The organism is Modestobacter sp. VKM Ac-2977 (genome assembly GCF_026968045.1).
In the GTDB taxonomy this organism is placed as follows: Bacteria; Actinomycetota; Actinomycetes; order Mycobacteriales; family Geodermatophilaceae; genus Modestobacter.
On record NZ_JAPVBQ010000002.1, the window covers coordinates 585,059 to 607,879 of the forward strand.

At 69.0% G+C, this 22,821-nt stretch carries 26 protein-coding genes and 2 pseudogenes; 15 read left to right on the top strand and 13 right to left on the bottom strand.

The annotated features are described in order from the left end of the window. Window positions 1–6 precede the first annotated feature (6 nt). Both O2V63_RS10450 and O2V63_RS10455 read right to left on the bottom strand, forming a co-directional pair. Window positions 7–705, bottom strand: a complete 699-nt coding sequence (locus O2V63_RS10450; protein ID WP_269167474.1) for a class I SAM-dependent methyltransferase — start codon at window positions 703–705, stop codon at window positions 7–9. A gap of 118 nt (window positions 706–823) precedes the next feature. Then, the gene (locus tag O2V63_RS10455) at window positions 824–1,489 is read right to left on the bottom strand and encodes a TetR/AcrR family transcriptional regulator (protein WP_269167475.1); all 666 of its coding nucleotides are present in this window, start codon (window positions 1,487–1,489) and stop codon (window positions 824–826) included. Window positions 1,490–1,593: 104 nt separating this feature from the next. Between O2V63_RS10455 and O2V63_RS10460 the strand changes: the two genes are divergently transcribed. Both O2V63_RS10460 and O2V63_RS10465 read left to right on the top strand, forming a co-directional pair. After that, window positions 1,594–2,496: an SDR family NAD(P)-dependent oxidoreductase gene (locus O2V63_RS10460; protein WP_269167476.1), complete on the top strand. Its 903-nt coding sequence runs from the start codon at window positions 1,594–1,596 to the stop codon at window positions 2,494–2,496. Window positions 2,497–2,671: 175 nt separating this feature from the next. Then, a complete protein-coding gene (locus O2V63_RS10465; RefSeq protein WP_269167477.1) occupies window positions 2,672–3,226 on the top strand; it encodes a class I SAM-dependent methyltransferase in 555 nt (184 codons plus the stop codon). Here O2V63_RS10465 and O2V63_RS10470 read toward each other — a convergent pair. Together O2V63_RS10470 and O2V63_RS10475 are read right to left on the bottom strand one after the other, a co-directional pair. Beyond that, window positions 3,157–3,849: an NADPH-dependent F420 reductase gene (locus tag O2V63_RS10470; protein ID WP_269167478.1), complete on the bottom strand. Its 693-nt coding sequence runs from the start codon at window positions 3,847–3,849 to the stop codon at window positions 3,157–3,159. The genes O2V63_RS10465 and O2V63_RS10470 overlap by 70 nt on opposite strands. Window positions 3,850–3,943: 94 nt before the next feature. Continuing rightward, a complete protein-coding gene (locus O2V63_RS10475) occupies window positions 3,944–4,627 on the bottom strand; it encodes an SDR family NAD(P)-dependent oxidoreductase (protein ID WP_269167479.1) in 684 nt (227 codons plus the stop codon). 139 nt (window positions 4,628–4,766) lie between these two features. On the opposite strand from O2V63_RS10475, the gene O2V63_RS10480 reads away from it, so the two are divergent. Next, window positions 4,767–5,624 (top strand): helix-turn-helix domain-containing protein, encoded by an 858-nt coding sequence (locus O2V63_RS10480; RefSeq protein ID WP_269167480.1) that lies wholly within the window; start codon window positions 4,767–4,769, stop codon window positions 5,622–5,624. Window positions 5,625–5,654: 30 nt separating this feature from the next. Here O2V63_RS10480 and O2V63_RS10485 read toward each other — a convergent pair whose 3' ends face one another. From O2V63_RS10485 to O2V63_RS10505, 5 genes are all read right to left on the bottom strand, one after another. Continuing rightward, window positions 5,655–5,900 carry an MGMT family protein gene (locus O2V63_RS10485; RefSeq protein ID WP_269167481.1) on the bottom strand — a complete coding sequence of 82 codons (246 nt, stop codon included), beginning with the start codon at window positions 5,898–5,900 and terminating at the stop codon, window positions 5,655–5,657. A 63-nt stretch (window positions 5,901–5,963) separates the two neighbouring features. After that, window positions 5,964–7,064, bottom strand: a complete 1,101-nt coding sequence (locus tag O2V63_RS10490) for a DNA alkylation repair protein (RefSeq protein WP_269167904.1) — start codon at window positions 7,062–7,064, stop codon at window positions 5,964–5,966. Window positions 7,065–7,132: 68 nt separating this feature from the next. After that, complete coding sequence (locus O2V63_RS10495) at window positions 7,133–8,086, bottom strand: SDR family oxidoreductase (protein WP_331253837.1); 954 nt, start codon at window positions 8,084–8,086, stop codon at window positions 7,133–7,135. Then, entirely contained in the window at window positions 8,058–8,804 is a 747-nt protein-coding gene (locus O2V63_RS10500) for an alpha/beta fold hydrolase (protein WP_269167483.1), read from the bottom strand. Before O2V63_RS10500 ends, O2V63_RS10495 begins: the two co-directional genes overlap by 29 nt. Window positions 8,805–8,885: 81 nt before the next feature. After that, window positions 8,886–9,239, bottom strand: a complete 354-nt coding sequence (locus tag O2V63_RS10505; RefSeq protein WP_269167484.1) for a nuclear transport factor 2 family protein — start codon at window positions 9,237–9,239, stop codon at window positions 8,886–8,888. Window positions 9,240–9,317: 78 nt separating this feature from the next. On the opposite strand from O2V63_RS10505, the gene O2V63_RS10510 reads away from it, so the two are divergent. From O2V63_RS10510 to O2V63_RS10555, 11 genes and pseudogenes are all read left to right on the top strand, one after another. Continuing rightward, window positions 9,318–10,160 (top strand): MerR family transcriptional regulator, encoded by an 843-nt coding sequence (locus O2V63_RS10510; RefSeq protein ID WP_269167485.1) that lies wholly within the window; start codon window positions 9,318–9,320, stop codon window positions 10,158–10,160. 131 nt (window positions 10,161–10,291) lie between these two features. Beyond that, on the top strand, window positions 10,292–10,807 hold the full coding sequence (msrA, locus tag O2V63_RS10515) for a peptide-methionine (S)-S-oxide reductase MsrA (protein ID WP_269165083.1): 516 nt from the start codon (window positions 10,292–10,294) through the stop codon (window positions 10,805–10,807). A 165-nt stretch (window positions 10,808–10,972) separates the two neighbouring features. Beyond that, window positions 10,973–11,890: a hypothetical protein gene (locus O2V63_RS10520; RefSeq protein WP_269167486.1), complete on the top strand. Its 918-nt coding sequence runs from the start codon at window positions 10,973–10,975 to the stop codon at window positions 11,888–11,890. A gap of 71 nt (window positions 11,891–11,961) precedes the next feature. Next, window positions 11,962–12,165, top strand: coding sequence for an aldo/keto reductase (locus O2V63_RS20830; RefSeq protein WP_442929025.1), 204 nt, complete (start codon window positions 11,962–11,964; stop codon window positions 12,163–12,165). Beyond that, window positions 12,155–12,493 (top strand): annotated as a pseudogene (locus tag O2V63_RS20835) (aldo/keto reductase); the annotation flags it as partial. The gene O2V63_RS20830 and the pseudogene O2V63_RS20835, both read left to right, overlap by 11 nt. 47 nt (window positions 12,494–12,540) lie before the next feature. Beyond that, window positions 12,541–12,690, top strand: coding sequence for a Zn-dependent oxidoreductase (locus O2V63_RS10530; protein ID WP_269167487.1), 150 nt, complete (start codon window positions 12,541–12,543; stop codon window positions 12,688–12,690). Between the two features lie 113 nt (window positions 12,691–12,803). Then, a pseudogene (locus tag O2V63_RS10535) lies at window positions 12,804–13,082 on the top strand (integrase core domain-containing protein); the annotation flags it as partial. A 94-nt stretch (window positions 13,083–13,176) separates the two neighbouring features. Beyond that, on the top strand, window positions 13,177–13,488 hold the full coding sequence (locus O2V63_RS10540) for a hypothetical protein (protein WP_269167488.1): 312 nt from the start codon (window positions 13,177–13,179) through the stop codon (window positions 13,486–13,488). 48 nt (window positions 13,489–13,536) lie between these two features. Next, window positions 13,537–15,363: a WHG domain-containing protein gene (locus tag O2V63_RS10545; protein ID WP_269167489.1), complete on the top strand. Its 1,827-nt coding sequence runs from the start codon at window positions 13,537–13,539 to the stop codon at window positions 15,361–15,363. A gap of 530 nt (window positions 15,364–15,893) precedes the next feature. Beyond that, on the top strand, window positions 15,894–16,043 hold the full coding sequence (locus O2V63_RS10550; RefSeq protein ID WP_269167490.1) for a Zn-dependent oxidoreductase: 150 nt from the start codon (window positions 15,894–15,896) through the stop codon (window positions 16,041–16,043). Window positions 16,044–16,959: 916 nt separating this feature from the next. Next, complete coding sequence (locus O2V63_RS10555; protein ID WP_269167491.1) at window positions 16,960–17,523, top strand: hypothetical protein; 564 nt, start codon at window positions 16,960–16,962, stop codon at window positions 17,521–17,523. Between the two features lie 72 nt (window positions 17,524–17,595). On the opposite strand, the gene O2V63_RS10560 is transcribed toward O2V63_RS10555, so the two are convergent. Further along, window positions 17,596–19,242 carry a HEPN domain-containing protein gene (locus O2V63_RS10560; RefSeq protein ID WP_269167492.1) on the bottom strand — a complete coding sequence of 549 codons (1,647 nt, stop codon included), beginning with the start codon at window positions 19,240–19,242 and terminating at the stop codon, window positions 17,596–17,598. 47 nt (window positions 19,243–19,289) lie between these two features. Between O2V63_RS10560 and O2V63_RS10565 the strand changes: the two genes are divergently transcribed. Beyond that, entirely contained in the window at window positions 19,290–19,445 is a 156-nt protein-coding gene (locus O2V63_RS10565) for a Zn-dependent oxidoreductase (RefSeq protein WP_269167493.1), read from the top strand. A gap of 101 nt (window positions 19,446–19,546) precedes the next feature. Here the strand turns inward: O2V63_RS10565 and O2V63_RS10570 are convergent, their stop codons facing one another. The 3 genes from O2V63_RS10570 to O2V63_RS10580 all read right to left on the bottom strand — a co-directional run bounded on the left by O2V63_RS10570 (window position 19,547) and on the right by O2V63_RS10580 (window position 22,752). Further along, the gene (locus O2V63_RS10570; RefSeq protein ID WP_269167494.1) at window positions 19,547–20,428 is read right to left on the bottom strand and encodes a hypothetical protein; all 882 of its coding nucleotides are present in this window, start codon (window positions 20,426–20,428) and stop codon (window positions 19,547–19,549) included. 483 nt (window positions 20,429–20,911) lie between these two features. Next, the gene (rpsF, locus tag O2V63_RS20840; RefSeq protein ID WP_269167495.1) at window positions 20,912–21,358 is read right to left on the bottom strand and encodes a 30S ribosomal protein S6; all 447 of its coding nucleotides are present in this window, start codon (window positions 21,356–21,358) and stop codon (window positions 20,912–20,914) included. A 776-nt stretch (window positions 21,359–22,134) separates the two neighbouring features. After that, the gene (locus tag O2V63_RS10580) at window positions 22,135–22,752 is read right to left on the bottom strand and encodes a hypothetical protein (protein ID WP_269167496.1); all 618 of its coding nucleotides are present in this window, start codon (window positions 22,750–22,752) and stop codon (window positions 22,135–22,137) included. Window positions 22,753–22,821: the final 69 nt, after the last annotated feature.

Below are 22,821 nucleotides of genomic sequence, written 5' to 3' on the forward strand. Positions count from 1 at the left end.
GCCGGCTCAGCTCGCGATCAGCACGAAGAAGATGAAGCTCACGAACGACGTGCGGCCTTCGAACCCTGGCGGCAGCAGCTCCGCTGGGGTGTCCGGCGACCACGGCGGTTCGCTGACGACGGCGACCTGGAAGCCCGCGTCCGAGAAGGCATCCGTCATGGCGTGCAGCGGCCGGTGCCAGTACGTCAGCACAGCCGGCTGGCCACTGAAGGTGTACTCGTCCGTCCACTCGGTGACGGCGAAGTAGTCGGCCTGGGGGTTCAGCATCTTGTAGAGCAGCGGATGGTTGACCGACAGCACGAGTCGGCCACCTGGCCGCAGGACTCGATGCAGCTCGGACAGCGGTGCGGACCAGTCACGCAGGTAGTGCAGGACGAGCGACGCGGTCACGTCGTCGAAGCCGCCGTCGGCGAAGGGAAGTGGTGCTGCCAGGTCGGCGACGAGCACGTCGGCGTCCGCGCCGAGCCGCTCCTTCGCCAGCGCGACCATGACCGCGCTCGAGTCGAAGCCGGTCACGACAGCACCCCGGGCACGCAGCTCCGCAGCGAGCGGCCCGGAGCCGCACCCGGCATCGAGGATGCGGCGACCGCGTACGTCGCCGGCGAGGTCCAGCATCGCCGGTCGCTCGTAGTGGGCGTTGATGAGGTTGACCTCGTTCTCCGCCGAGTACGCCGCACCGAAACCGTCGTAGTCGTTGACCTGCACGTGGGGCCTCGTCTCCGGTGACCGATCGAGCGGTCAACCTAGCCGAGACACCCCTGCCACCTGATCTGCTCGCTCGGTACGAGCGACCCGGTCGGAACGCGCCGCCGGCGCCGCAGCGTCAGGGGCGCGGCACGGCCCCCAACAGCATGGTCCCGATCGCCAGCGTGAGGGAGTCCTCCAGTTCCAGGTGCAGGACGGCGAGCGCCGGTTCGGCCTCGTAGGCGGCGCGGACGCCGGGTGGCGGTGAGCTGTAGGGCGCCAGGGCGCCGGCCAGGACCAGCGCCTGGAAGCAGAACGTCTCGGCCGCGGCGCCGAGCTCCGGCACGTACCGGCGCAGGAGGTCGGCCGTGGCGGTGAGCCGGGCCAGGGCCCCGCGCTTGTGGCGCGTGACGACCTCGACGGTGACGTTGCGCTCCAGGACGCCGCCCTGCGCCCCCACCAGGTCGCACAGCACCCGGTTCCCCGCCAGGGAGCGGGCGAGCACCGCGGACAGCTGCTCGGCCCGCGGCACCAGCGGCAGACCCGTGTCGACCCTGGTCGCCAGGTCGTCGGTGAGCTCGGCGAGCCAGTCCTCCAGCGCGGCGTCCATCAGCTCGAGGAGCACGCCCTCACGAGAGTCGAAGTACCGCAGCACGTTGGACTTCGCCAGGCCCACGCGGCGGCTGAGCTCGTTGAGGGTGATGTCGGCCAGCGGCATCTCGTCGAGCATGGCGGCCGCCGTGTCGAGGATCGCCCGGCGCCGGATCTCGCGCTGCTCCTCGCTGCGGGCCCGATGGAAGCTCACCACGCAACCCTAGCACCTTGCAGACCACCGGTCTGTTGACAGGAGACCGGTGGTCTCTTAACGTCCTGAAGGCAACAGACCGCTGGTCTCTTCAGGAGGACGTCATGAGCACACACTGGACAGCACGAGACATCCCCGACCAGCACGGCCGGGTGGCCGTCGTGACCGGCGCCAACACCGGCCTGGGCTTCGAGACCGCCAAGGCCCTCGCCGAGCGCGGCGCCGCCGTGGTGCTCGCCGTACGGGACGTCGCCAAGGGCCAGCAGGCGGCAGCCCACATGACCGGCGACGTCACCGTGCAAGAGCTCGACCTGACGTCGCTGGACTCGGTCCACGCGGCCGCGGCCGCGCTGCGCGAGGCGCACCCGCAGATCGACCTTCTCATCAACAACGCCGGGGTGATGTACACGCCGAAGCAGACGACCCAGGACGGTTTCGAGCGGCAGTTCGGCACCAACCACCTGGGCCACTTCGCACTCACGCAGCTGCTGCTCGACCGACTGCTGCCCGTGCCCGGTTCGCGCGTGGTGACCGTCAGCAGCGTGGGCCACCGCATCCGCGCGGCGATCCACTTCGACGACCTGCAGTGGGAGCGCTCGTACTCCCGAGCCGGCGCGTACGGGCAGTCCAAGCTCGCCAACCTCATGTTCACCTACGAGCTGCAGCGTCGGCTCACGGCCCGCGGCGCGACCACCGTCGCGGCGGCCGCACACCCGGGAGTGTCGAACACCGAACTCGTGCGCAACTCCCCGACCCTGGTCCGGGCGCCGATGGACCGGCTGGCTCCGCTCCTCACCCAGCCGGCCGCGATGGGCGCCCTGCCGACGCTGCGGGCCGCGACCGACCCGGCCGTCCTGGGCGGGCAGTACTACGGTCCCGGCGGCCGCGGCGAGGTGCGCGGACACCCGCGGCTCGTCACGTCCAGCCCGGAGTCCTACGACCTCGCGGTCCAGCAGCGGCTGTGGGCCGTCTCGGAGGACCTCACGGGCGTGACGTTCGGTGTCTGAGCACCCCTCGTCGACGAGGTGCCTCGACCTGTCGATCCCGCGCGAGTTCCTCCGGGCGCCCATGACGACCGGTGCTGTCGCGGCCAGCGGGAGAGCGCTGACGCGCACTGCGGTCGCGCCGGTCCCGACGGGCGCGGACGTCGTCGTCGTCGAGCTCGGTCCTGGCACCGGGGTGATGACGAGGTCCATCGAGGAGCGGCTGGCTGGACGGGGCCGACAGCTGGCGCTCGAGGTCAACGCACGGCTGGCCTCGTCCCTGTTCGCCCGGCACCCAGCAGTCGAGGTGGTCCAGGCGGATGCTGCCGACCTCGGCACGGTGCTCTCCGAACGCGGCATCGCGCACGCCGACGTCATCGTCAGTGGCCTGCCGTGGGCCGCCTTCGGACCGCAGCAGCAGGAGCTGCTGCTCGACGCGGTGCTCACCGGTCTGTCGTCCGATGGCGTGTTCACGACGTTCGCCTACGTCCACAGCCGGTGGACGCCGGCCGCCCGACGGTTCCGCCGGGAACTGGAGGCCCGCTTCGACGAGGTCGTCGTCGGCCGCACCGTGTGGCGGAACCTCCCGCCGGCCCTCGTCTACCACGCACGTCGGCCCGTCGCTGTGCTCGAGCCCTCGGCTGCGTCGTGGCACCCCAGCTCAGCGCCGTGGTCGGGGCGCGATCAGCCGATGACCCGCTCGGCGTGCCGTAGGTCCCGGACGAGCTCCTCGCGGCTCTGCCCGTCGACGTGATGGCGCCACATCGGCGTTCCCGGGGCGCTGCGCCATGACTCGCTCAGTGGGCTGTTGTCGACCGCATCGAACCCGAGGTCGTCGTACAAGCGGGTGACGAGCTCGACGGCGTCCGGGAAGTCGCTGGAGACGACCAACGCCTTCCGGTCGGGCGCACCGGCCGGCCTGGCCAGCCGGAGGAGGCCAGGCAGCCTGTCGCTCGGGACACGGATCGGATGGCGCTCGTGGAACTGGACGTGCGTGAAGGCCTTCACGACCTTCGACGCGGGCAGTTGCTCCTGGCGCAGCTCGTGGATCGTCCTGCGGCCGAGATCGACCTCCGGGATGTGCCCGTCACGCCAGACCATGTAGTTGTTGTTGTCGATCACGACCTTCCCCCGGAGCTCCTCGACCGGTAGCCGGGCGCCGGGCGCGTACGGGAACGCGGTGACCGCGAGGTCGGCCGCCGCCGCGGCCTCCGCTGCGTGCGCAGCCCGTGCTCGTGGGCCCAGCTCGCTGATCAGGTCGGTGAGCGACTCGGGTCCTCGCGAGTTCGCGATCACGACGTCGTAGCCGGCCGCGATCGACGCGCGGGCGAGGGTGCTCCCTGCCTGCCCGGCGCCGAGGATGCCGATGGTCGTCATGGTCGGAGCTGCTCGCGTCGTGGGCGGCCCCGGCCTTGCCACCTCGCGAGGCGCTCGTCGACCTCGGGCATCGCTGGGAGGCCCTCGCAGGTGCTCACCAGGGCAGTTCCCCTGCCTCGTCCTGGAGAGTTCCCGTCGGGCCGTCGGGGCCGAGGGTGGCCAGCCGCACGACGACCCGGGCGCTCTCCTCGACCGGTCGCCCGATCCCGAAGGCCGCGGTCATGTTGGTCGCGGTGGTGCCCGGCTCGAGGGCGTTGAACGTGATGCCCGGGTGCGCCTTGGCGTACTGGACCGCCAGCATGGTGGCTGCTGCCTTGGACGCCGAGTACAGCGCGAGCGGCAGACCGAACTCCGGGCGCTCGGGGTTGGTCACCGCCCAGAAGGACCCCGCGCTGCTGGAGATGACGACGACGTTCGGGTTCGACGACCTGCGGAGCAGGGGCAGGGCCGCCTCCGTGACGCGCACGATCCCCACCGCATTCGTGTCGAAGGACCGCAGCGCCGCGGGGCCGTCGAGCTCGGTCTCCAGCACGCCCGCGTTGTGGACCAGGACGTCGAGGCGGCCCTCGGCCCCGTCGATCGCCGCCAGTGCGCCGGCCACCGAGGCGTCGTCGGTGACGTCGAGCTGCACGGATCGCGCACCGATCTCAGCGGCGGCCTTCCCGCCGCGCTCGACGTCCCGGGCGCCGATGTAGACGGTGTGCCCCAGCTCCACGAGCTGTCTGGCGGTCTCGAACCCGATGCCCTTGTTGGCGCCGGTGATCAGGGTGACGGTCATGGCGTCCTCTCGAAGTACTCCCCCCCGAAGGGGCCGTTGCGGACGCTATGGACCGGGACGGGAGTCACCCAGAGCCCTCTGCAGCCTGGGGTCTGACAGAGCCCCCGCTGATCGCTGCCAGCGGCCTAGGGTCGCGGGCGTGGACGAGTCGGCGAATCCGCTCGGGTCCTTCTTGCGGGCCAGGCGCGAACTGGTGACGCCCCAGCAGGCGGGCATCCCTGACGGCGGGGTCCGGCGGACGCCGGGGCTGCGGCGGGAGGAGGTCGCCCTGCTCGCCGGCATCAGCGCCGACTACTACCTCCGGCTGGAACGGGGCCGTGACCGGCACCCGTCCCTGCAGGTGCTGGAGTCGATCGCCCGGGTGCTGCAGCTCGACGACGACCACTTCGCCCACCTGCTGACGCTGGTCGCCGAGGTCCCCCGGCAGCGGAGGCGCAGGCCGCGCAAGGAGACCCCGCCGGCGGGAGTGCTCAAGCTCCTGGACTCCCTCGTGCAGCCGGCCTTCATCGAGGACCGCTACTTCGACATCCTGGCCGCGAACCGCATGGCGACCGCCCTCTCCCCCGGCCTCGCCGTCGGTGGCAACCAGCTGCGCGACCTGTTCCTGGACCCCGCCCAGCGGGCGCTGTACCCGGAGTGGGAGCAGGTCACGGAGTGCTTCGTCGCGAACCTCCGTCAGGCCGTCGGCACCGACGGCGACGACCCCCGGTTCATCGAGCTCACCGGCGAGCTGACGCTGGCGAGCCCGCGGTTCCGGCAGCTGTGGGCCCGGCACGAGGTACGCCGGCAGTGGGGGACGCCGATCCGGCTCGACCACCCCCAGGTCGGGGAGATGACGCTCAACCGGGAGCGCCTCGCCATCAGCGGCACCGACCACCTGATGCTGGTCGTGTACCACCCGGACGCCGGTTCCGAGGCCGCGGACAAGCTGTCGCTCCTGGCCTCCGCCGCCCTGCCCACGTCGGCCACCGAGCCCGACGTCGCGCGGCACGGCTGACGACGACGCCCGGACCCCGCCGGGTCCAGGTCACGTGTCGCGCACGGCATCGTGGCTGCTCCACGACGCTCGCGCGAGGTCCACTCGCACGTCGTCGCCGCGGTGCAGCAACGGGGTGGACTCCTCGAGGAAGTGCACGAGTGCCTCGTGGGCCGCGCCTCTGACCGGCCGCCCCATCGCATCCACCACCCGCCACCACGGCACGTCATGACCGCCGTTGCGCAGGACCTGACCGACGGCGCGCGCCCGTACCAGCCGCCTCCGCGACTTCGCCATAGGTCATCACGCGCCCGCTGGGGATCGAGGACACGACGCTCAGCACCCGCTCGGCCACGTCGTTCATGATCGCCCCTCCCTGCCCAGGACGAACCCCTCGGGTGGGGAGAGGACCCCGTTCGCCTGCACGGTGACGTGGTGCGGTCCCGGGTAGTGGGTCCGGGTGGTGAGGGGGCGGAAGGAGTGGGTCTTCGTGACGACGGTGCTGCCGCCGGCGGCGATGCGCCGTGACCCGAGCTTGAAGGTCTTGGCGCTCACGGACCCGTTGGCGCGTTGGAATCCGATCGAGTAGTCGATCGCCACGGTCGCGTCCGTCTCCCCGTGGTTGGTGACGAGGGCCGTGAACGTGAGATCCCCTCCCCAGGGAACGACAGCAGCGGGGATGCGCGGCTGGGCCACGTGCAAGCTGTCGCCGGTGAACCCCACGAGTGCCAGCGCGGTGGGATCCGCCCGCTTGATCAGCGTCCTCAGGCCGTGCCGGAGCACCCAGGGAGTGTTGGCGTCCGGCTCGCCGGCCCACGCGGCGGCGGCTTCCGTGACGACGGAGGGATCGACGCGGCCGAGGTCGTTGAGGTGGTTCGCGACCGAGCGCCGCACGTACTCGGCCGGGTCGCGATAGGTGGCGTCCAGGATGCCTCGTGTCGCACGAGGATGGGCGAGCAGCCAGGGAACCCGTTTCGCCCAGGGCAGGTAGGCGCGAGAGCCCTCGGTGGCGAGTCGTCGCACGTGCTCGCTGTCGTGTTCCGTCCAGGCCTCCATGATGCGGAGGCCGCGCTCGGGTCGGGTGTTGAGGAGCTCGCGGACGGCGAACTCGCCCGTCAGACCGACGGTGAGCCGGGCCAACAACGTCATGGCGGCGTCGAAGTCCCGCGTCGACGCGGTCTCCAGTGCTCTCGCCGCGATGAACTCCGTGGTGGGCCAGATCATCCACCCGCCGAACCGCGGCTCGTCCAGGACATCGAGCACCACTCGCTCGGCGGCCGGGAACCCCGCCGGGACGTCGCTGAGGAGAGCGTCGCGAACGATGTCCACCCGCTCCCGGAGGCGAACGCCCCGTACGGCACCCTCCGCCTGGACCAGCGCGGGGAGATGGCGGGTGGGCGCGACCGCCTCCACCGCAGCCCGTAGCCGGGCGACGACGGCTGGGCTGATCAGTTCGTCCATGGCGCCCACAGCTGCTCCTCTCGCGCCGAGACACGCGGTCGCTCGCGCCGGCGCCGATGCTCATCGGTCTAGGTGGTCGGGACGGTCCCGCCGTCGATCACGTACTCCGCACCGACGATCGCCGACGCCTGGTCGGACACCAGGAAGCCCACCAGATCGGCGATCTCCTCCGTCCTCGCGAAGCGGCCGAGAGGCACGCCGCCGAGGGAGTCGAGGATCTTCTCCTTCGCCCCCTCCCGGCTCAGGCCGTTCCCCTCCGCGATCCGGTCCACGAACCTCTCGTACGCCTCGGTCTCGATCCCGCCAGGACTGATCGCGTTGACCCGCACACCGTGCGGCGCGAGCTCGTTCGCCAGGCCCTTGCTGTACGTGCGCAACGCGGCCTTCGCAGCCGCGTACGCGAGAGACGCGTCGTACTGCGGCATCTGCCGCTGGATGGACGTGAAGTGGAGCACGACACCGTGCCCGGACCGGATCATCCAGGGCAGCAGCGCTCGATCGAGCCGCACGGCGCCGAGGAAGTTGAGGTTCAGCTCGGTCATCCACTGCTCGTCCGTGATCGCCACGAACCCACCGGACGGCGTGGACGCACCTCCGACGACGTGCACGAGGACGTCGAGACCGCCGGCCTCCTCGATGCACGACGCGACGCGCACCGTGCCCTGCGCGGTCGAGGTGTCGGCCGCGATGAAGCGGTCCGGGAACTCGTACCCGTCGGGCATCGTCCGGGCCGTCACGTACACATCGGCGCCGAGCTCGCGAAGCCGTTCGGCCACGGCCTTGCCCGATCCCTTCGACCCGCCAGTGACCAGCGCTCGACGCCCGTCCAGGCGCCCGCGATCCACACTCCCCATCTCTGCTCCTTCGTCGTCGTTGCGGTCGCTCCGGGCCTGCTCGACGGCCGCCCGCGCGTCCTCGAAGACCGGATCGGTTCCGGGCCGCTCCGCCCCCTGCGCTGTGCGGAGGGCGGAGCGGCCCGCCGAGCTCCTCGGATCACTCGGTCGTCGCGCGGGCGGCCTCATCGATCAGCCGGGCGACGGTGTCGGGCCGGGAGACGGTCACGGCGTGCGAGGCGTCCACCTCGACGGCGTGCGACGAGGCGCGCTCGGCCATGAACCGCTGCGCCTCGGCCGGGACGGCGAGGTCCTGGCGCGTCACGAGAGTCCAGGACGGAATGGTCTTCCAGGCCGCCTTCGTCGCCTTGTCCGCCAGGGCTCCGGCGAGGATGGGCCGCTGGGTGACGGCCATCAGGTCGGCCACGTCCGCCGGCACGTCCGCGGCGAAGATCGGCTGGAACTTCTCCTGCTCGATGTAGAGGTCCTCGACGGTCTGCCCCTGCTGGCCGCGGACGGGCACCGGGCGCAGCGCCGTCCCGAGCTCGTTGCCCGGGAACTTCCCGGCCAGCTCACCGGTGCTCTCCCCCTCGTCCAGCAGGAAGCTGGCGACGAACACCAGCGCCTTCACCCGCGGGTGCCCGTCGGCGGCCTCGCTCATGACGCTGCCGCCGTAGGAGTGGCCGGCGAGGACGATCGGCCCGTCCACGCTGTCGAGGACGTCGCGCAGGTGGTCGGCGTCGCCCTGCAGCGAGCGGAGCGGGTTGGCCACCCCGATCACCGGATGGCCGTCGTTCCGGAGTCGGGCGATCACGCCGTTCCAGCTCGACGAGTCAGCGAAGGCCCCGTGGACGAGGACCACGGTGGGCGTGGCCCCGGTGCGGGTCCCGAGCGTGTTGCTGGTCATCGGTTCTCCCTCTCTGTCAGCGGGCGATCCCTTCGCCCGTCTGGGTGTTCACCAGGTGGAGTGACTTCCGGGAGCCGGTCGTCACGGCGCGATGACGAGCTCCGCGATGGAGTCGCCGTCCATCGCGAAGCGGTAGTGCAGGTCGACGACGCCACCGGGGAAGTCGCCCTCCAGGTGCTTGGTGGCGATCCAGTGCGCGTCGTCGGAGCGCTCCGCGGCGACGAGGGTGCTGGTGTAGGTGAACTCGGCCCCGGCCTTGGCCAGGAAGCGCCGGATCTCCTCGGTCCCGCGGTAGGTGAGGCCGTCGTCGACCACCACGGCGGTCGACGTGAAGGCGCGCAGCGCGGTGTCCGCATCGCCGGCGTCGTGCGCGGCGAGGTAGCCGCGGATCGTTGCGGGGAGCTGGTCGGGCTGGATGCTGGTCGATGAGGTCATGGCCCCACGGTGCGGCCTCCCGATGCGGGAGGGTCAAGCGCTGGACTCTCCCCCAGGGAGAGGGGGCAGAGTGCACACGTGCTTGCGATCGGCGAGTTCTCCCAGCTGACCCACCTCAGCGTGCGCACGCTGCGCCGCTACCACGACGCCGGCCTGCTCGAGCCCGCCGCGGTGGACGCCACGACCGGGTACCGCTACTACAGCCCGGACCAGATCCCGACCGCCCAGGTCATCCACCGGCTGCGGGAGCTCGACGTCCCGCTGTCCGACGTGCAGCGCATCCTGCGCTCCCCCGACCCGAGCACCCGGGCCACCCTCGTGGCCGACCACCTGCAACGACTCGAGTCGGAGCTGGATCGGACCCGCGCCGCGGTGGTGTCGCTGCGCCGGCTGCTCCGGCCGGATCCGGCCGCGTTGGACGTCGAGCTCCGCACGGTCCCGGCGACGACGGTGGCCGCGGTCGAGGACGACGTGGCGCACGAGGACGTGCTCGACTGGTACGCCGGCGCCATGGCCGAGCTGGACGCCGTGGTCCGCCAGCCGACCGGCGCTCCGGGCGGGCTCTACGACAACGCGCTGTTCGAGAACGGCCGCGGGCACCTCCTCGTGTACCGGCCGACGGCGGAACCGCCACGCAGCGGCCGGGTGCACCCGGTCACCCTGCCGGCCGTCGAGCTCGCCGTCGCCACCCACGTCGGAGAGCACGACGACATCGACGTCACCTACGGCGAACTCGGCAGCTGGGTGGTGGCCAACGCACTGGCCGTGGCCGGCCCGGTGCGGGAGACCTACCTCGTCGGGCCACGCGACACCCCCGACCCGGGCGCCTGGCGCACCGAGATCGGCTGGCCGGTCTTCCGGATGGCACCGCCGGTTCCCCGTGGTCCCGGAGCCGTCGAGCGACGACCACGCACGTCGTAGTCCTCTCCCGGCGGCTGACGACGGTCAGTGGGTCGCTCGTCCACCGGGTGCGGCGCCGCGCGTGAGGAAACACCGGGACCCGTGGTGGTGTTCACCCGGTGTACATGACGTCCGAGGGAAGAAGGCACACCGTGACCACCGAGACGACGATCCTCGCCGGCGGCTGCTTCTGGGGCGCGCAGGACCTGCTGCGCCAGCGCCCGGGGGTGCTCTCCAGCCGGGTCGGGTACTCCGGCGGCGACACCCCCAACGCCACGTACCGGAACCACGGCGATCACGCCGAGGCGGTCGAGATCGTCTTCGACCCTGAGGTGATCTCGTTCAGGGAGCTGCTGGAGTTCTTCTTCCAGATCCACGACCCGTCGACGAAGGACCGGCAGGGCAACGACGTGGGCCGGAGCTACCGCTCGGCGATCTACTACACCAGCGACGAGCAGAAGAGCGTCGCCCTGGACACGATCGCCGACGTCGACGTCTCGGGCATCTGGCCGGGCAAGGTCGTCACCGAGGTCGAGCCGGCCGGCGCGTTCTGGGAGGCCGAGGCGGAGCACCAGGACTACCTGCAGAGGATCCCCTTCGGCTACACGTGCCACTACGTGCGCCCCGACTGGGTGCTCCCGCGTCGCGAGGCGCAGGCCACCCGATGACCTGACGCCCGGTGCGACGACGGCGAGGGGGACGTCCTTTCCGGGGTGTCCCCCTCGACGCGTCTCCACCACCCCCGCGCCGGACCCGGACGTGACCGGTGGGACAACGGGGAGTCGTGGGGCGCGGCGCCACCACGGGTGCCGCCGCCGTGCGCACGATGGGGCATGCCCACCCGCCCGGACGCCGTCGCCGCGCTGCCGGTCGCGCCGGGCGTGTACCGCTTCCGGGACGGCAGCGGCCGCGTGCTGTACGTCGGGCGGGCCGGCGAGTTGCGCCGCCGGGTCAGCTCCTACTGGGGTGACCTGCGCGACCGCCGCCACCTACGGCGGATGGTGCCGCGGGTCGCCCGGATCGAGGCGCTGGTCTGCGACTCCGCGCACGAGGCGGCCTGGGCCGAACGAAACCTGCTCGAGCGGTCGCTGCCACCGTGGAACCGGATCGTCGGCGGACTGGAGGTGCCGGTCAGCATCTGCCTGGACCCCTCGCCGGAGGCGCCGCGCCTCGGCCTCGCTGCGACGCAGCGGCCGACACCGGGTGTCCGCTTCTTCGGGCCGTACCTGGGGGCCGGCAAGGTGCGGTTGGCCGTGTCCGGGCTCGAACGGCTGTACCCGCTCGGTCACGCCGGCCCGACCCGCACCGCCGGCGAGCGGGAGCTGGCCCGGGTCCGCGGCGGGCAGGCACTCCCCGTCGCGCAGCTGGCGGGCGCCGTGGCGTCCGTGCTGGACCGCGAGCCGACGGCGGTCGCCGCTGCGCTGGCGGCCCTGACCGCCCGGCGCGACGCCGCGGCCGGGCTGCACGCGTTCGAGGCCGCCGCCCGGCTCCAGCAGGAGATCGAGGCGGTCGAGTGGGTGGTCGCGCCGCAGCGGGTCACCGCGCCCGGCGAGGGAGGCGACCAGGTGGTCACCGCCTGGGGGGACGACGTCCTGGTGCGGCTGCGGATCCGGGACGGCCGGCTGCGCGCCTGGGAGCAGGAGACCTGCTCCCGCCCGGTTCCCGGCACCCGGGCGCCCGACGGGTGGGCGCCCTTCCTGCGTCGCAACGCAGAACTGGCCGCCCGGCTGGCGGCGCTGCCCGTCACGTGAGCTGCTCAGCTGAGCCGGGGCCCGAGGGCGTCAGTCGCCGTGCGGGTCGAGGTGGTTGAGAGCGTCGTGGCCTGGCCCGTTTCCGCACCGAGCAGCCGCCCTACTCGATCCTCAACCGGGGCAACGAACGCGAGGTGCTCCCGGTCTGCCAGCGATACGGCCTGGGCACCGTCGTCTGGAGCCCGCTGTCGATGGGGCTGCTCACCGGCCGCTACCGGAAAGGGCAGGAACAGCCATCGTCAGCCGCACGCATGCACTGGTGCCCCGGCACATGACCGACGAGCGCACACTCGACGCCGTCGAGCGGCTCATCCGGTTGCCGACCAGGCCGGCCTGTCACTGACCCATATGGCGATGGCCTTTGCCGTCGCCTATCCGGGAGTCACCTCGGCGGTCATCGCGCCCCGCACGATGAGCCACCTGGAGGACCTGTTGGCCGGCGTCGGCGTGACCCTCGACGACGACGTCCCGGACCAGATCGGCGCGATCGTGCCGCCCGGGGTCGACCTCGGCCAGCTGGACGTGTCCTACGTGCCGCCACCGCTGCAGCAGGCCGCGCTGCGGCGACGATCGGTGGCCGAGCGCGCCGCCACCGTGGCATGACTCCGGCGCCCGTACGGGCGAGACCTGCGACCCATAGATTGAGGGTCATGCGAGCCGTCCAGATCACCCGCTTCGGCGGTCCCGAGGTCCTCGACGTCGTCGATCTCCCCAACCCCGTCCCAGGGGACGGCCAGCAGGTCTATGAGGTGTCCGCCGCAGGAGTCAACTTCGCCGACACCCACCACCGCGTGTCCTGAGACCTACCTGAGCAAGCCGGACCGGACAACCCCCAGCGCAGTCCCGGGTAGCAGGGTCATGACGAGTCCGCCGCCGGATCGACCACGTCGACGGGCGGTCGCGCCGGATCGTCGGCTGGCGAGCCTCGGTGGGCAGCAAGGGCGACAGCTACGACAATGCCGCCGCTGAGTCCCTGATCGGCCTCTACAAGACCGAACTCATCCGCCGACGCGGCCCTTGGCGGGGCCTCGACGACGTCGAACTCGCGACCCTTGAGTACGTCGACTGGTTCAACCACCGACGTCTGCACGGCGCCTGCGGCGACATCCCGCCAGTCGAGTACGAGGACCGCTACTACCGTTCGATCGCCGGCCTCACCGAGGACTCCCCGGCAGAACCGAGCTTCCACTGAACCCGGGGCGGTTCATTCCACTTTCGCGGCCGGAGCCGGAGGGGGCAGTCGGCCGCGTACCGCTGCGTCGGCGCCGTTCCCTAGCGTCCCCTGCATGCGCGCAGTCCGGATCACCGAGTTCGGTGGACCCGAGGTCCTCAACGTCGTCGACCTGCCCGACCCCACCCCCGGGGACGGTGAGCAGCTGTTCGAGGTCTCCACCGCGGGCATCAACTATGCGGATGCACACCACCGCCTGTCGTCCGACCGACCTCGGAGCGATCCTCGACCACTGTCGACACCGAGCGCGGGCGGTACGCCTCAGGGCTCGGCTCGAGCCGTACCGGTGCTGTTCGTCGACGGCTTCCCGGACACCGGCGTATCCGCGATGACCTGCTCCAGGCGATCGCGCGTGGGGATCGAGTAGGAGACGTCGGAGTCACGGCCTAGCCTATAGGGTTTAGGATGTAACCTAATGACCACAGGCATCGGGCGTGAGGGGCGGATGGCACGCGTCGGACTCACCGCAGAGCGGCTGACCCTGGCCGCCGCCGATCTGGCCGACGAGGTCGGGTTCGCCGAGGTCACCCTCTCGGCACTGGCCCGCCAGTTCGACGTGAAGGTGGCGAGCCTCTACGCCCACGTGCCGAGCTCCGGTGAGCTGCGCACCCGCGTCGCTCTGCTCGCCCTCGAGGAGATGGCCGACCTCGCCGCCTCGGCGCTGGCCGGCCGGGCGGGCAGGGACGCCCTGACCGCCTTCGCCGACGTCTACCGCAGCTACGCGCGCGAACACCCCGGCCGATATGCCGCCGCGCACCTCCGGCTCGACGCGGAGACCGCGACGAACAGCGCCGGTGTCCGGCACGCCGAGATGATGCGAGCGATCCTGCGCGGATACGAGCTCACCGGCGACAACCAGACGCACGCCGTCCGGCTGCTGGGCAGCGTCTTCCACGGCTACGTGACCCTGGAGCTGGGTGGGAGCTTCGACCACAGCTCCCCTGACCCACAGGTGAGCTGGTCGCGCGTCCTCGACTCCCTCGACACGCTGCTGCGCGGCTGGACGGCGACAGCCGGCCCCCCCGCCCCGCAGCTGATCCCCCGCCCCCGCTCTTTCCCGAGGTCCACCATGTCCCCGCAGTTCCTCAGCAGCACCCCCCTCACCGCATCACTCCTGCGCGGTGCGATCGATCTCGAGCACACCGACCGAGGTCTCGTCCCGCACCGGCTCCCCGCCTGGGCGCGCGCGCAGTACGCCGACGGGCAGCTCGCGATGGCCGAGTCCCAGCCCTCAGGAGTCCGGCTGGTCTTCCGGACCGCCGCCACCACGATCGAGCTCGACACGATCGGGACGAAGGTCGCCTACGCGGGCGCTCCGGTGCGTCCCGATGGGCTGTACGACCTGGTGGTCGACGGTCAGCTGACCGACCAGGCCACCGTGTCCGGGGGCGACGTCCTGTCGTTCGACCTGACCAGCGGGTCGGTCGAGCACCGCCCCGGGCCCGGAGGGACCGTCGCCTTCACCGGTCTCCCGGCGCAGGCCAAGGACGTCGAGATCTGGTTGCCGCACAATGAGACCACCGTGCTGGTCGAGCTCCGGACCGACGCACCCGTCGAGGCCGTCACCGGCGACACCCGTCCGGTGTGGCTGCACCACGGCAGCTCCATCAGCCAGGGCTCGAACGCGGCCAGCCCGTCCACCACGTGGCCCGCGATCGCCGCTTCGGCCGCCGGCGTGGACCTGGTCAACCTCGGCTTCGGCGGGAGCGCCCTGCTGGACCCGTTCACCGCGCGCACGATGCGCGACCAGCCGGCCGACCTGATCAGCGTGGCCATCGGGATCAACCTGGTGAACACCGACCTGATGCGCCTCCGGGCGCTCACCCCCGCGGTGCACGGCTTCCTGGACACCATCCGGGACGGCCATCCGACGACGCCGCTGCTGGTGGTCTCGGCGATCCACTGCCCGATGCAGGAGGACACGCCCGGCCCGATCACCATTGACCCGGCGACCTACGGCACCGCACAGGTCCAGTTCATGGCCACGGGGAATCCGGCGGAGGTGGCGGCGGGGAAGCTGACCCTGCGGGTCATCCGCGAGGAGCTGGCGCGGATCGTCGCCAGCCGGGCGGAGGCGGACCTCAACCTGCACTACCTGGACGGGTTGGAGCTCTACGGCGAGGCCGACGGCGGCGCGTTGCCGCTCCCGGACAAGTTGCACCCCGACGCGGCCACCCACCGACTCATCGCCCGGCGCTTCGCCGAGCACGTCTTCGCGCCCAACGGCCCCTTCGGCGGGTAGGCGCCACACCCTCGGCGTACCCGACCGGAGCCTCCCGGCCGGACCGACCGATCCCCGTCGTCCTGGCCGGGCTGTTTTCCCCGGACGTCGTCGACGCCGCACCTGCGGGAGGGCATCGCCGGCGCGGACCGCACACCCTCCGCCGCCGAGCTGGGCGGGATCGGCCGGCAGTTGGCGTCGTCGAGGACTCGCGCGGGCCGCCACGCGCTCGCCGTGCACAGGGTTCCGCGACGACGTCGTGGACCTCGCCCGCAACCGTGAGCCGGGCCAGCACCTGGAGCAGATCGCGGCCGACTTCGGGATCAGCGAGTCGGCCTGACGAACCGGATGGAGGTCGCCGACGTCGAAGACGGGGCCGAGCCCGGGACCACGGTGTCGGACGGCCGCCATGGAGTCGTTCTCCGCCCTGCCGCAGAAGACATGGCGCGACAGGCGGAAGGGCAGCGCCCAGACACGCGGAGGGGCGCCTGCTTGCCCCTCCCCGCGACCTCGGCCGGTGACGGGCTGGGCCAGGTCATAGCCTCTCCGTCATGCGAGCCGTGCAGATCACCGAGTTCGGTGGCCCCGAGGTCCTCAACGTCGTCGACCTGCCCGACCCCACCCCGGGAGACGGCGAGCAGCTCTTCGACGTCTCGACCGCCGGCATCAATTATGCCGACACACATCAGCGGCTGTCGTGAGACCTACCTCAGCTGGCAAGTAACTGGCTGGACCGCACGTCGAAGCCCGCTGGATGGGACACCAGGGATGGTCTCGCTTCTGGCGGACGTCACATCTGGGGTGTACGGACAACGCCGGTGCCGCCGACGCCGCGAAGTTCGCGGCCAGCCACCGGCGCGCGGCCTCGCCGACGATGGACCCAGCCCAAAGGCAAAGAACCCATCCGTCGCCCAACAGTCGATGGCCCGGGCCGGTTGCCTGCATTGGGTCGGCATCTTGGATGAGCACGTCTCGGCGCTAAAGGGCGCGACTCAACGCGCCGATATCAATCCGTGTCAAAACAGGCCTGGGAAGAGACGAAGTACACGGAGTTCAGGAACCTGCTCGCTCAAGATTGGAGGTCGTACGCACTCGCCTTCGACGCCAAGACACATCTCCGGATGGCAACACTGCTCCACGAGCTTGACATGCGTAGAGACCCCGAGCTATTGAGGGCGTTGGTCGCCGATGCCGCCATGGTCTACGTGTATTTTGACAGGCTCCGCCATTTGACAGCCCGGGAACTCCGCGACGCAATCATTCAGGAGTCTCGCGGCCTTGCAACATGGGGAACCAGCCCGTCGGACAGGCCTACCTAACCGAAGAGGTCGGACAACTCCTAGGCTGATTTCTCGTTGCCGACGATCGCGCCAAGGTCTACTCGCCTGCGGTGGGGCTTGGTGAGCTAATCGAACATGGCCCGGAACCACGGGCGATTCGTTCGTTGTGGCAACTCGGTTCCACTGGTCGTGCGCATTCAAGTTGTGCGGTCAACTTAGCAACCGGCCACCTGCATCGGCGAGTCATGGGCCGCCAGGCGCCAGCAGCGGGCGTCGTCCACGCCCGGTCCAGTAGTGCAGGCCATTGCGAGAGAACGTGACGAAAGGATATTGGGTCTTGGCCAATAAGAACAGACTCACATTGGCCGTACGGTTGCCGACCGACCGCAGCGCCCGCAGGAATGAAGCACTTCATGAACTGGCTTGGCGCGATCTGCTCGAATTGGTTCCCGGCACCCTGTCGAGACTCCTGACTCTTGCGCCACTACCGGCGGGCGCTAGTGCGATCTCATTGGCAACGGGCGTGCGCATCGGATTCGCCGGTGGCTGCGGTTCCGATCTCTTCGTCACATGCGCGGCGTGTGAACTCGAGCGTGCTGTTATAGAGATCAAGGGGCCGACTGCATCGATGAACCTCGGCATCGACGGGTGGCAGACGGACGTGTATCGCAGCAAGTATGTCAATGGCATCTCCATGGCGTGCCAGTGCGTGGTCCGCGAGCCGGTCCCACTCCTATTTCTACTTGACGCCCGGGACCGCAACCGCCACAGCATCGAGCGGACGGAAGGTTGCCACTACCCACTGGACTTGAGCAAGTGGGTCGTCCTTCCATACAGTTCCGTCTTGCAAGTTGCACCCTTCGCCGGTCATGCCCTGGCGGCCTGGCTGACTGGACGCTAAGTCATGCGAGATCGTCGCGCCGCACGAGACGCGCCGACTGCAGCAGAGGCCAGTGCACTTTCGCGACTCCTTTCACGCGTCCGGGCCGGTGGTGGTCGTAGGCGCCTGGCCCAGAATGAGCTTTAGACTTCGACCAGTTCCGTCCTTCTCAGTTAAGAGGTCGGGTCGATCGCCGAAAATTCTCCTCAAAGCCGCGATGGCGAAGTCGAGCGCCTCGTAACAAAGCGCGATTTCAGTCTGCTTGGGCTGACTGCTCCCATGGACCGCCTTGCTCCTGAGCGTGTAGATCTTTCCGAGCTTTTCGCGAAGATCAAGACGTTCCGTCGGGTCGGACCTCAGTAGCAGAGCGAGGCTGGCAGTCACCCGGAGCGTGGGTTCACCCTGACTGCTCCCAAACATATTCTCCCACGCAATCACCGAATCGATAAGAACATCGACGGGATCGCGGCGTTCAGCAGTGGCGCGGATGATCCGGTTCATCGCTATGGCCAGTCTCTCACTTCCAGGCGACGCAACATAGCCGAACCATGTCTGCCACTCCCCGACTTCCTCCTCGCTGAGTATTGTCGGCATCAAACCGACGACTTGGCGCGGATCCGACCACCCTTGGCTGGGATACTGGTCCAACGGGTCGTCGATGGACTGCCAGCTTGGCGCAATTTGCACTCGCTGCTCTCGCCTCACTGCGAGTAACAGACTCACCCTCAGCTGTTCAGTCAGTTCGGCGGTTCGATTTGCCTTGACCAGGTCGGCCGGCCATTCGGGAAGCGAGTCGTCCGACTCTGCTCTGAATCGAACCAAGTACGGCACCTGGGCTTCTGCGACAACATCACCCGCGTAGTCGATGGCGACCACCTCGCCGTCGGGGTTCGTTGTCTGCAGTTGCCCACGGATGCTCTTCGGCACGCGATCACCATCTTGGTCACCCGCCTGGCGAAGCACCAGATCGCCGAATGTGTACGGACCCCCGGGTAAACGCACTCCGGCGAACGCGAACCACGCTGGCACTGACACTTGACTCTTGGTCGTAAGCAGCCGACGAACTAGCTGCCATCGATCCAAGGCAAGTTGACAATAGTGAGATATAACCGGGGTGGCGCCGTCCGCTGGCCGCGCGCGCCAAGCCCCCGCCATGATGAGCTCAAGTAAGCTCCATAGTTGCAGTGAGTTTCCGCGGCCCGTACTCCGATAGATCATGTCAGTCGTGCGCCCGGTGTGGTCGGTTTCGTTCTTGAAAATCTTGGCCAGTTCCGCGTCCGACACGACCCCTGCCTGGAATTCGGCGGCTAGATGATGCCGGAACAAGAGCGAGGTGGCATTTGTACTCAGACGCCCGGCTGGGAAGTCGGCCCAGAAGGGATCTGGTGGGAGTAGGAGTGTCGAGTAACACTCCGCAGCCATCCGCACCACCAACCCGTCCAGCCGGTCTGTGGTCTCGGGCAGCGACACGACGCCGCCCGCCTGCTTGTGGAGCGTGAGAGCCAAGACCTCGCCGTCCACCTCCTCGCTGAGGCGATATCTAAGGAACTCACCCATGGCCTTCGGGTCTTCTGCTTCACCTACGACGGTGGCAAGGACACCGTTGATTTGTCTGACTATTGCCGTCGCAGCGCCGCTACCGGCAATTTCCTCTATGGGACGGGCACACACGAACTCGAGCAGTGCCCGGCCTAGAGCTCCGGCTGCATGGTCGACCTCGGACTGCTGAAGAGGAGGCACCCACCTATCCTCGCAGCGCGAGGGCGGCCCGGCTTAGCCTCACCGTCATGCGCGCTGTGCAGATCACCCGCTTCGGCGGCCCCGAGGTCATGGACGTCGTCGACCTGCCCGACCCGGTCCCCGGGGACGGCGAGCAGCTCTTCGACATCTCCTCGTCCGGCGTCAATTTTGCGGATACACACCACCGCCTGTCGTGCAACTGACATGTTGCGGACCACCAGACGAACCGCTTGAAGCCCTTGCAGCGGGCGCCCTAAGGATCGGCTTTCGGGCCCTCCGCCGGACGCTTTCAAGGCATTCCGCGTTAGTGGAAGTCTGGCTCACCCGCACACCAGTCGTCCCGGATGCCGAGCTCGGCCAGGTTCGCGCTCGCGAGCGGGGCTTCCGGCTCCGCGACCGTGACGTCGATCGGTGCGGCCCATGGCATGTGGAGGTTCACTGTCACCGCCGGGTCGAGCGTGCGCCAAAGCCACGGCACCGCCTTATGAATGTTGTATAGGCTGATTCCGCTCCCCACTACGACGTACGGGTTGTGCGAGCGGCGCCAGCCATGGATTGTCCGCCAGTGTCCGTCTGTACTCAGTTCCGTGAAGTCCGCGACTTGCGACGGACCCAGCCAGTGCATTCCGTACAGCGTCGGCTGGACGTCGTAGGGCCGCGTCGGAGACTCGGTGTTGCTGAGCACCGCTGTGACCAGCGGGTAGGGAAGGTCAGCGCCGTACCTGTTCGACTTAGCGCCGAGGACACGATTGAGACCTGCCTTGTTGTCCGCCCCCCTGGCTCTGCCCGCTCCGCGGATCGCCACCAGGGGCGCTTGATCCGAGCCCACGGGCAACGCCGTGAAATCGAGCTTCCAGCCGTCGTCGTCATACGAAAATTTTGGCCGACCGGCGTACTCATCGGTGTCATGAGATCGATCGAGGTCATCCAGCCATGTAACCAGCCGGTTCCGCAACCGGACAGCTTTCGGCGGTCGCGGTCCAATTCGGTGCCACTCAAAGCTGAGGGTCCAGCCGTCGACCCGAGTGTTGTCGAGGATCGCCTCGACGTCGCGATGCCGCCGCTCCGAGGTTCGCTTCTCCGGCGCCATGCCGACGCTTACGGCTTCGAGGTAGAACGGTTGAGACGCGTGTACCAAGAAGTCCGGGTGCTTCGACGTCCCCGGGACGTCTGGATGAGTCTCCACTTCACACCCTGAGCCAGCCAGCAGCTAATGCAGGTAGAGCTCCCAGAAGGCGCCGTCGAACGCGTCGTCGTCACCACTTCCAAGGTTCCCCACGACGCTAGGGCGATCGTCGACCGGGAAGGCGTCAACCCACCGCTGCAGCAGGTCCCGCACGGGCACAAAGAAGTCGGATCCGGTTCGACTCGGGAACTCGTAGCTCGACTCGTTCGAGCGGCGAGGCGACCGGTTTCTGCGATCGCTTGGCTCAAATATTCTCGTGGCAACAAGATACGCACCCCGTGGCGCCGAGGACCCTCAGCAACCAGTTACTCAGCATGCCGTCTCGGCCAGGGCAGCGAAATCCAGGACCCCCTGATCGATGTCGCTGGCGCGGTCATCAACCGTCTAGGCGCGCTTCCCGGCAGCGCAGGCGAGGTCATAGCACTACCTTATCGACCATAAGATGGCACTGTGTTGTTAGCTGAGCTTGGCGGAGCCGCTACTTCAAACTTCCTCGAGCAGGCTTTTCTCGACGGCTGATAGTGAGCTCTCGCCCTCGAGCACGTCGGGGGCATCGGCCACCTCCTGCAACCAGTCTGGGATCGCCTCACCTCGCCCGCGCAAGATTGCGATCTTCGTCTGCGCAAGACGTTTCTCGGCCGACGTCACTTTGTACGGGACCATCAACTTCGTGCGCAAGACAGACTTATTCAAGTTGAGCTGGCGATCCAGCTCGGCCACCGCGGCGGGCTCGGCCTGAATGTCGACGATGGCGTAGATGCCCTCGACGTTTCTTTCTAGCTCATAGGACAGTCGGCGGCGGCCCCAAATTTCCGTCTTGACGACTCCACCAGCATCGGTGACGACGGATAGGAATCGGTCCAGGCTAGGAGCGATCGACCGATCCTCCAGTTCAGGATCTAGGATGATCATCAACTCGTAGTGACGCACTTGATCACCACCCCTTTCGCTGCACGGTCCTGATCGGTCTCGAATGACGGACGGGCCATTACACGTCGCCCTGCAGTTCGCTCAGCGTAACAACTCTCACAAATGTGGTTGCCTCGCGCTGCTCGCGGGCGTTTCTAGGAGCAGCAAGAAGAGCATCTACGGCAACTTCTATAGCCGCCCGGTCGGACGCACTGACATCGGGGTCGTTCGCCCGAGACTGCAAGATGGCCGTACCGGTTTCGGCTAGCTTTGTGTTATCACTAGCCGACCACTCGATAGCTCTGTGAATCTCCGATTGCAGGTGCTTGCGAGTCTCACGCTTGTCGAGCTGTTCCGCCGCTGCTGCCGCGTTGTTTGCCCCCAGACGCGTGCCAAGGAATGTGAATAGGGCTGCTACAACCGCACCAGCTAGTAGGAGCCACGCGTCCAAGGTGCCTCCTAGTCCATGTCGGCGGGTCGACTTTAAGTCGGATTGTCACACCTGTCGCCCCCTGTCTCGGCGCAGGGATGACGACGTGCGCTTCCTGGCTGCGAACCCTCTAGCGGCCTTGGGGTTGGAGTCGGTGTTGAGGTTGGGGTGGATCATGCCGTCAGGAGCCAGTCGCTCAGTACGAGATCGCGCTGGCCGGCGTCTTTAGCGGGGGCGCCCGCCTTGGCAAGGCTCAGGTGCCCCTCGTCCGGACGGCGGCCGGGCTAGCACCACCGCCTTGTCATACCGCCCCTTCGAGTGTCCACGAGCCTCGGCAGACTCAAGCCGGCCGCTGATGGCGGCCAACTCATCGAGACTTGGCCAAGAGCTCGCGGGCCTTCACACGTCGCTCGAGAAGCTTGGCGTGAGTCGCCCCCACCCAGCGGCGCCGATCGCCCGCATGCGCCTCCCATCGGTCGATGACCGCGATCTCAGACTCGTAGTCCTTCAGCTTGCGATAGATGATGGCCGCTTCGTTCGTCCATCCTGGCGCGGTTTCTCGAGCGCGGTGCTCCGAGACGGGGCGGCCGAAGTACTGGGCACGCACCGGGGCGTTCGCGTTCTCCACGGCCTGCTGTGACTCGGTCGCGGCGATGATCTCGTGCAGGAGGGCCAGAGCCTCGTCGTATCGCTGCTCTCGCTTGAGGGACGCGACCTCGTGGGACCACTGCGTGTGGTGACGCCCACGGACTAGGCCAGCCTCATGCTCGGCTGCTTCCAGACGATCCATCGGCGGCACCCAACGGCCGTCTCGGAGCATGCTCCAAGCACGCTCACCCTGACCCATGCCCTCGTACCGGGAGTCATTCTGCCGCTCGTAGTACGAGGCCCGCTGCCGGGAAGTCCCCTCGCTGGCGCTAGCCATCAACTCACTGTTCGTCGTCGAGGCCTGGGGACTGGAGCGGCGCAGCAGTCGACCGAACACGGGACCTCCTCCGGGCGCTGGGCCCGAGTCGAATGAGCCCTCACCGTAGGTTCGCTGCGCGCCTGCCTC

Coding starts and splice junctions, on each gene's coding strand:
- O2V63_RS10460 (WP_269167476.1), top strand. CDS start 1,594: ATGAGCACACACTGGACAGCACGAGACATCCCCGACCAGCACGGCCGG.
- O2V63_RS10465 (WP_269167477.1), top strand. CDS start 2,672: ATGACGAGGTCCATCGAGGAGCGGCTGGCTGGACGGGGCCGACAGCTG.
- O2V63_RS10470 (WP_269167478.1), bottom strand. CDS start 3,849: ATGACGACCATCGGCATCCTCGGCGCCGGGCAGGCAGGGAGCACCCTC.
- O2V63_RS10475 (WP_269167479.1), bottom strand. CDS start 4,627: ATGACCGTCACCCTGATCACCGGCGCCAACAAGGGCATCGGGTTCGAG.
- O2V63_RS10485 (WP_269167481.1), bottom strand. CDS start 5,900: ATGGCGAAGTCGCGGAGGCGGCTGGTACGGGCGCGCGCCGTCGGTCAG.
- O2V63_RS10490 (WP_269167904.1), bottom strand. CDS start 7,064: ATGGACGAACTGATCAGCCCAGCCGTCGTCGCCCGGCTACGGGCTGCG.
- O2V63_RS10495 (WP_331253837.1), bottom strand. CDS start 8,086: ATGAGGCCGCCCGCGCGACGACCGAGTGATCCGAGGAGCTCGGCGGGC.
- O2V63_RS10500 (WP_269167483.1), bottom strand. CDS start 8,804: ATGACCAGCAACACGCTCGGGACCCGCACCGGGGCCACGCCCACCGTG.
- O2V63_RS10505 (WP_269167484.1), bottom strand. CDS start 9,239: ATGACCTCATCGACCAGCATCCAGCCCGACCAGCTCCCCGCAACGATC.
- O2V63_RS10520 (WP_269167486.1), top strand. CDS start 10,973: ATGCCCACCCGCCCGGACGCCGTCGCCGCGCTGCCGGTCGCGCCGGGC.
- O2V63_RS10530 (WP_269167487.1), top strand. CDS start 12,541: ATGCGAGCCGTCCAGATCACCCGCTTCGGCGGTCCCGAGGTCCTCGAC.
- O2V63_RS10540 (WP_269167488.1), top strand. CDS start 13,177: ATGCGCGCAGTCCGGATCACCGAGTTCGGTGGACCCGAGGTCCTCAAC.
- O2V63_RS10545 (WP_269167489.1), top strand. CDS start 13,537: ATGACCACAGGCATCGGGCGTGAGGGGCGGATGGCACGCGTCGGACTC.
- O2V63_RS10550 (WP_269167490.1), top strand. CDS start 15,894: ATGCGAGCCGTGCAGATCACCGAGTTCGGTGGCCCCGAGGTCCTCAAC.
- O2V63_RS10565 (WP_269167493.1), top strand. CDS start 19,290: ATGCGCGCTGTGCAGATCACCCGCTTCGGCGGCCCCGAGGTCATGGAC.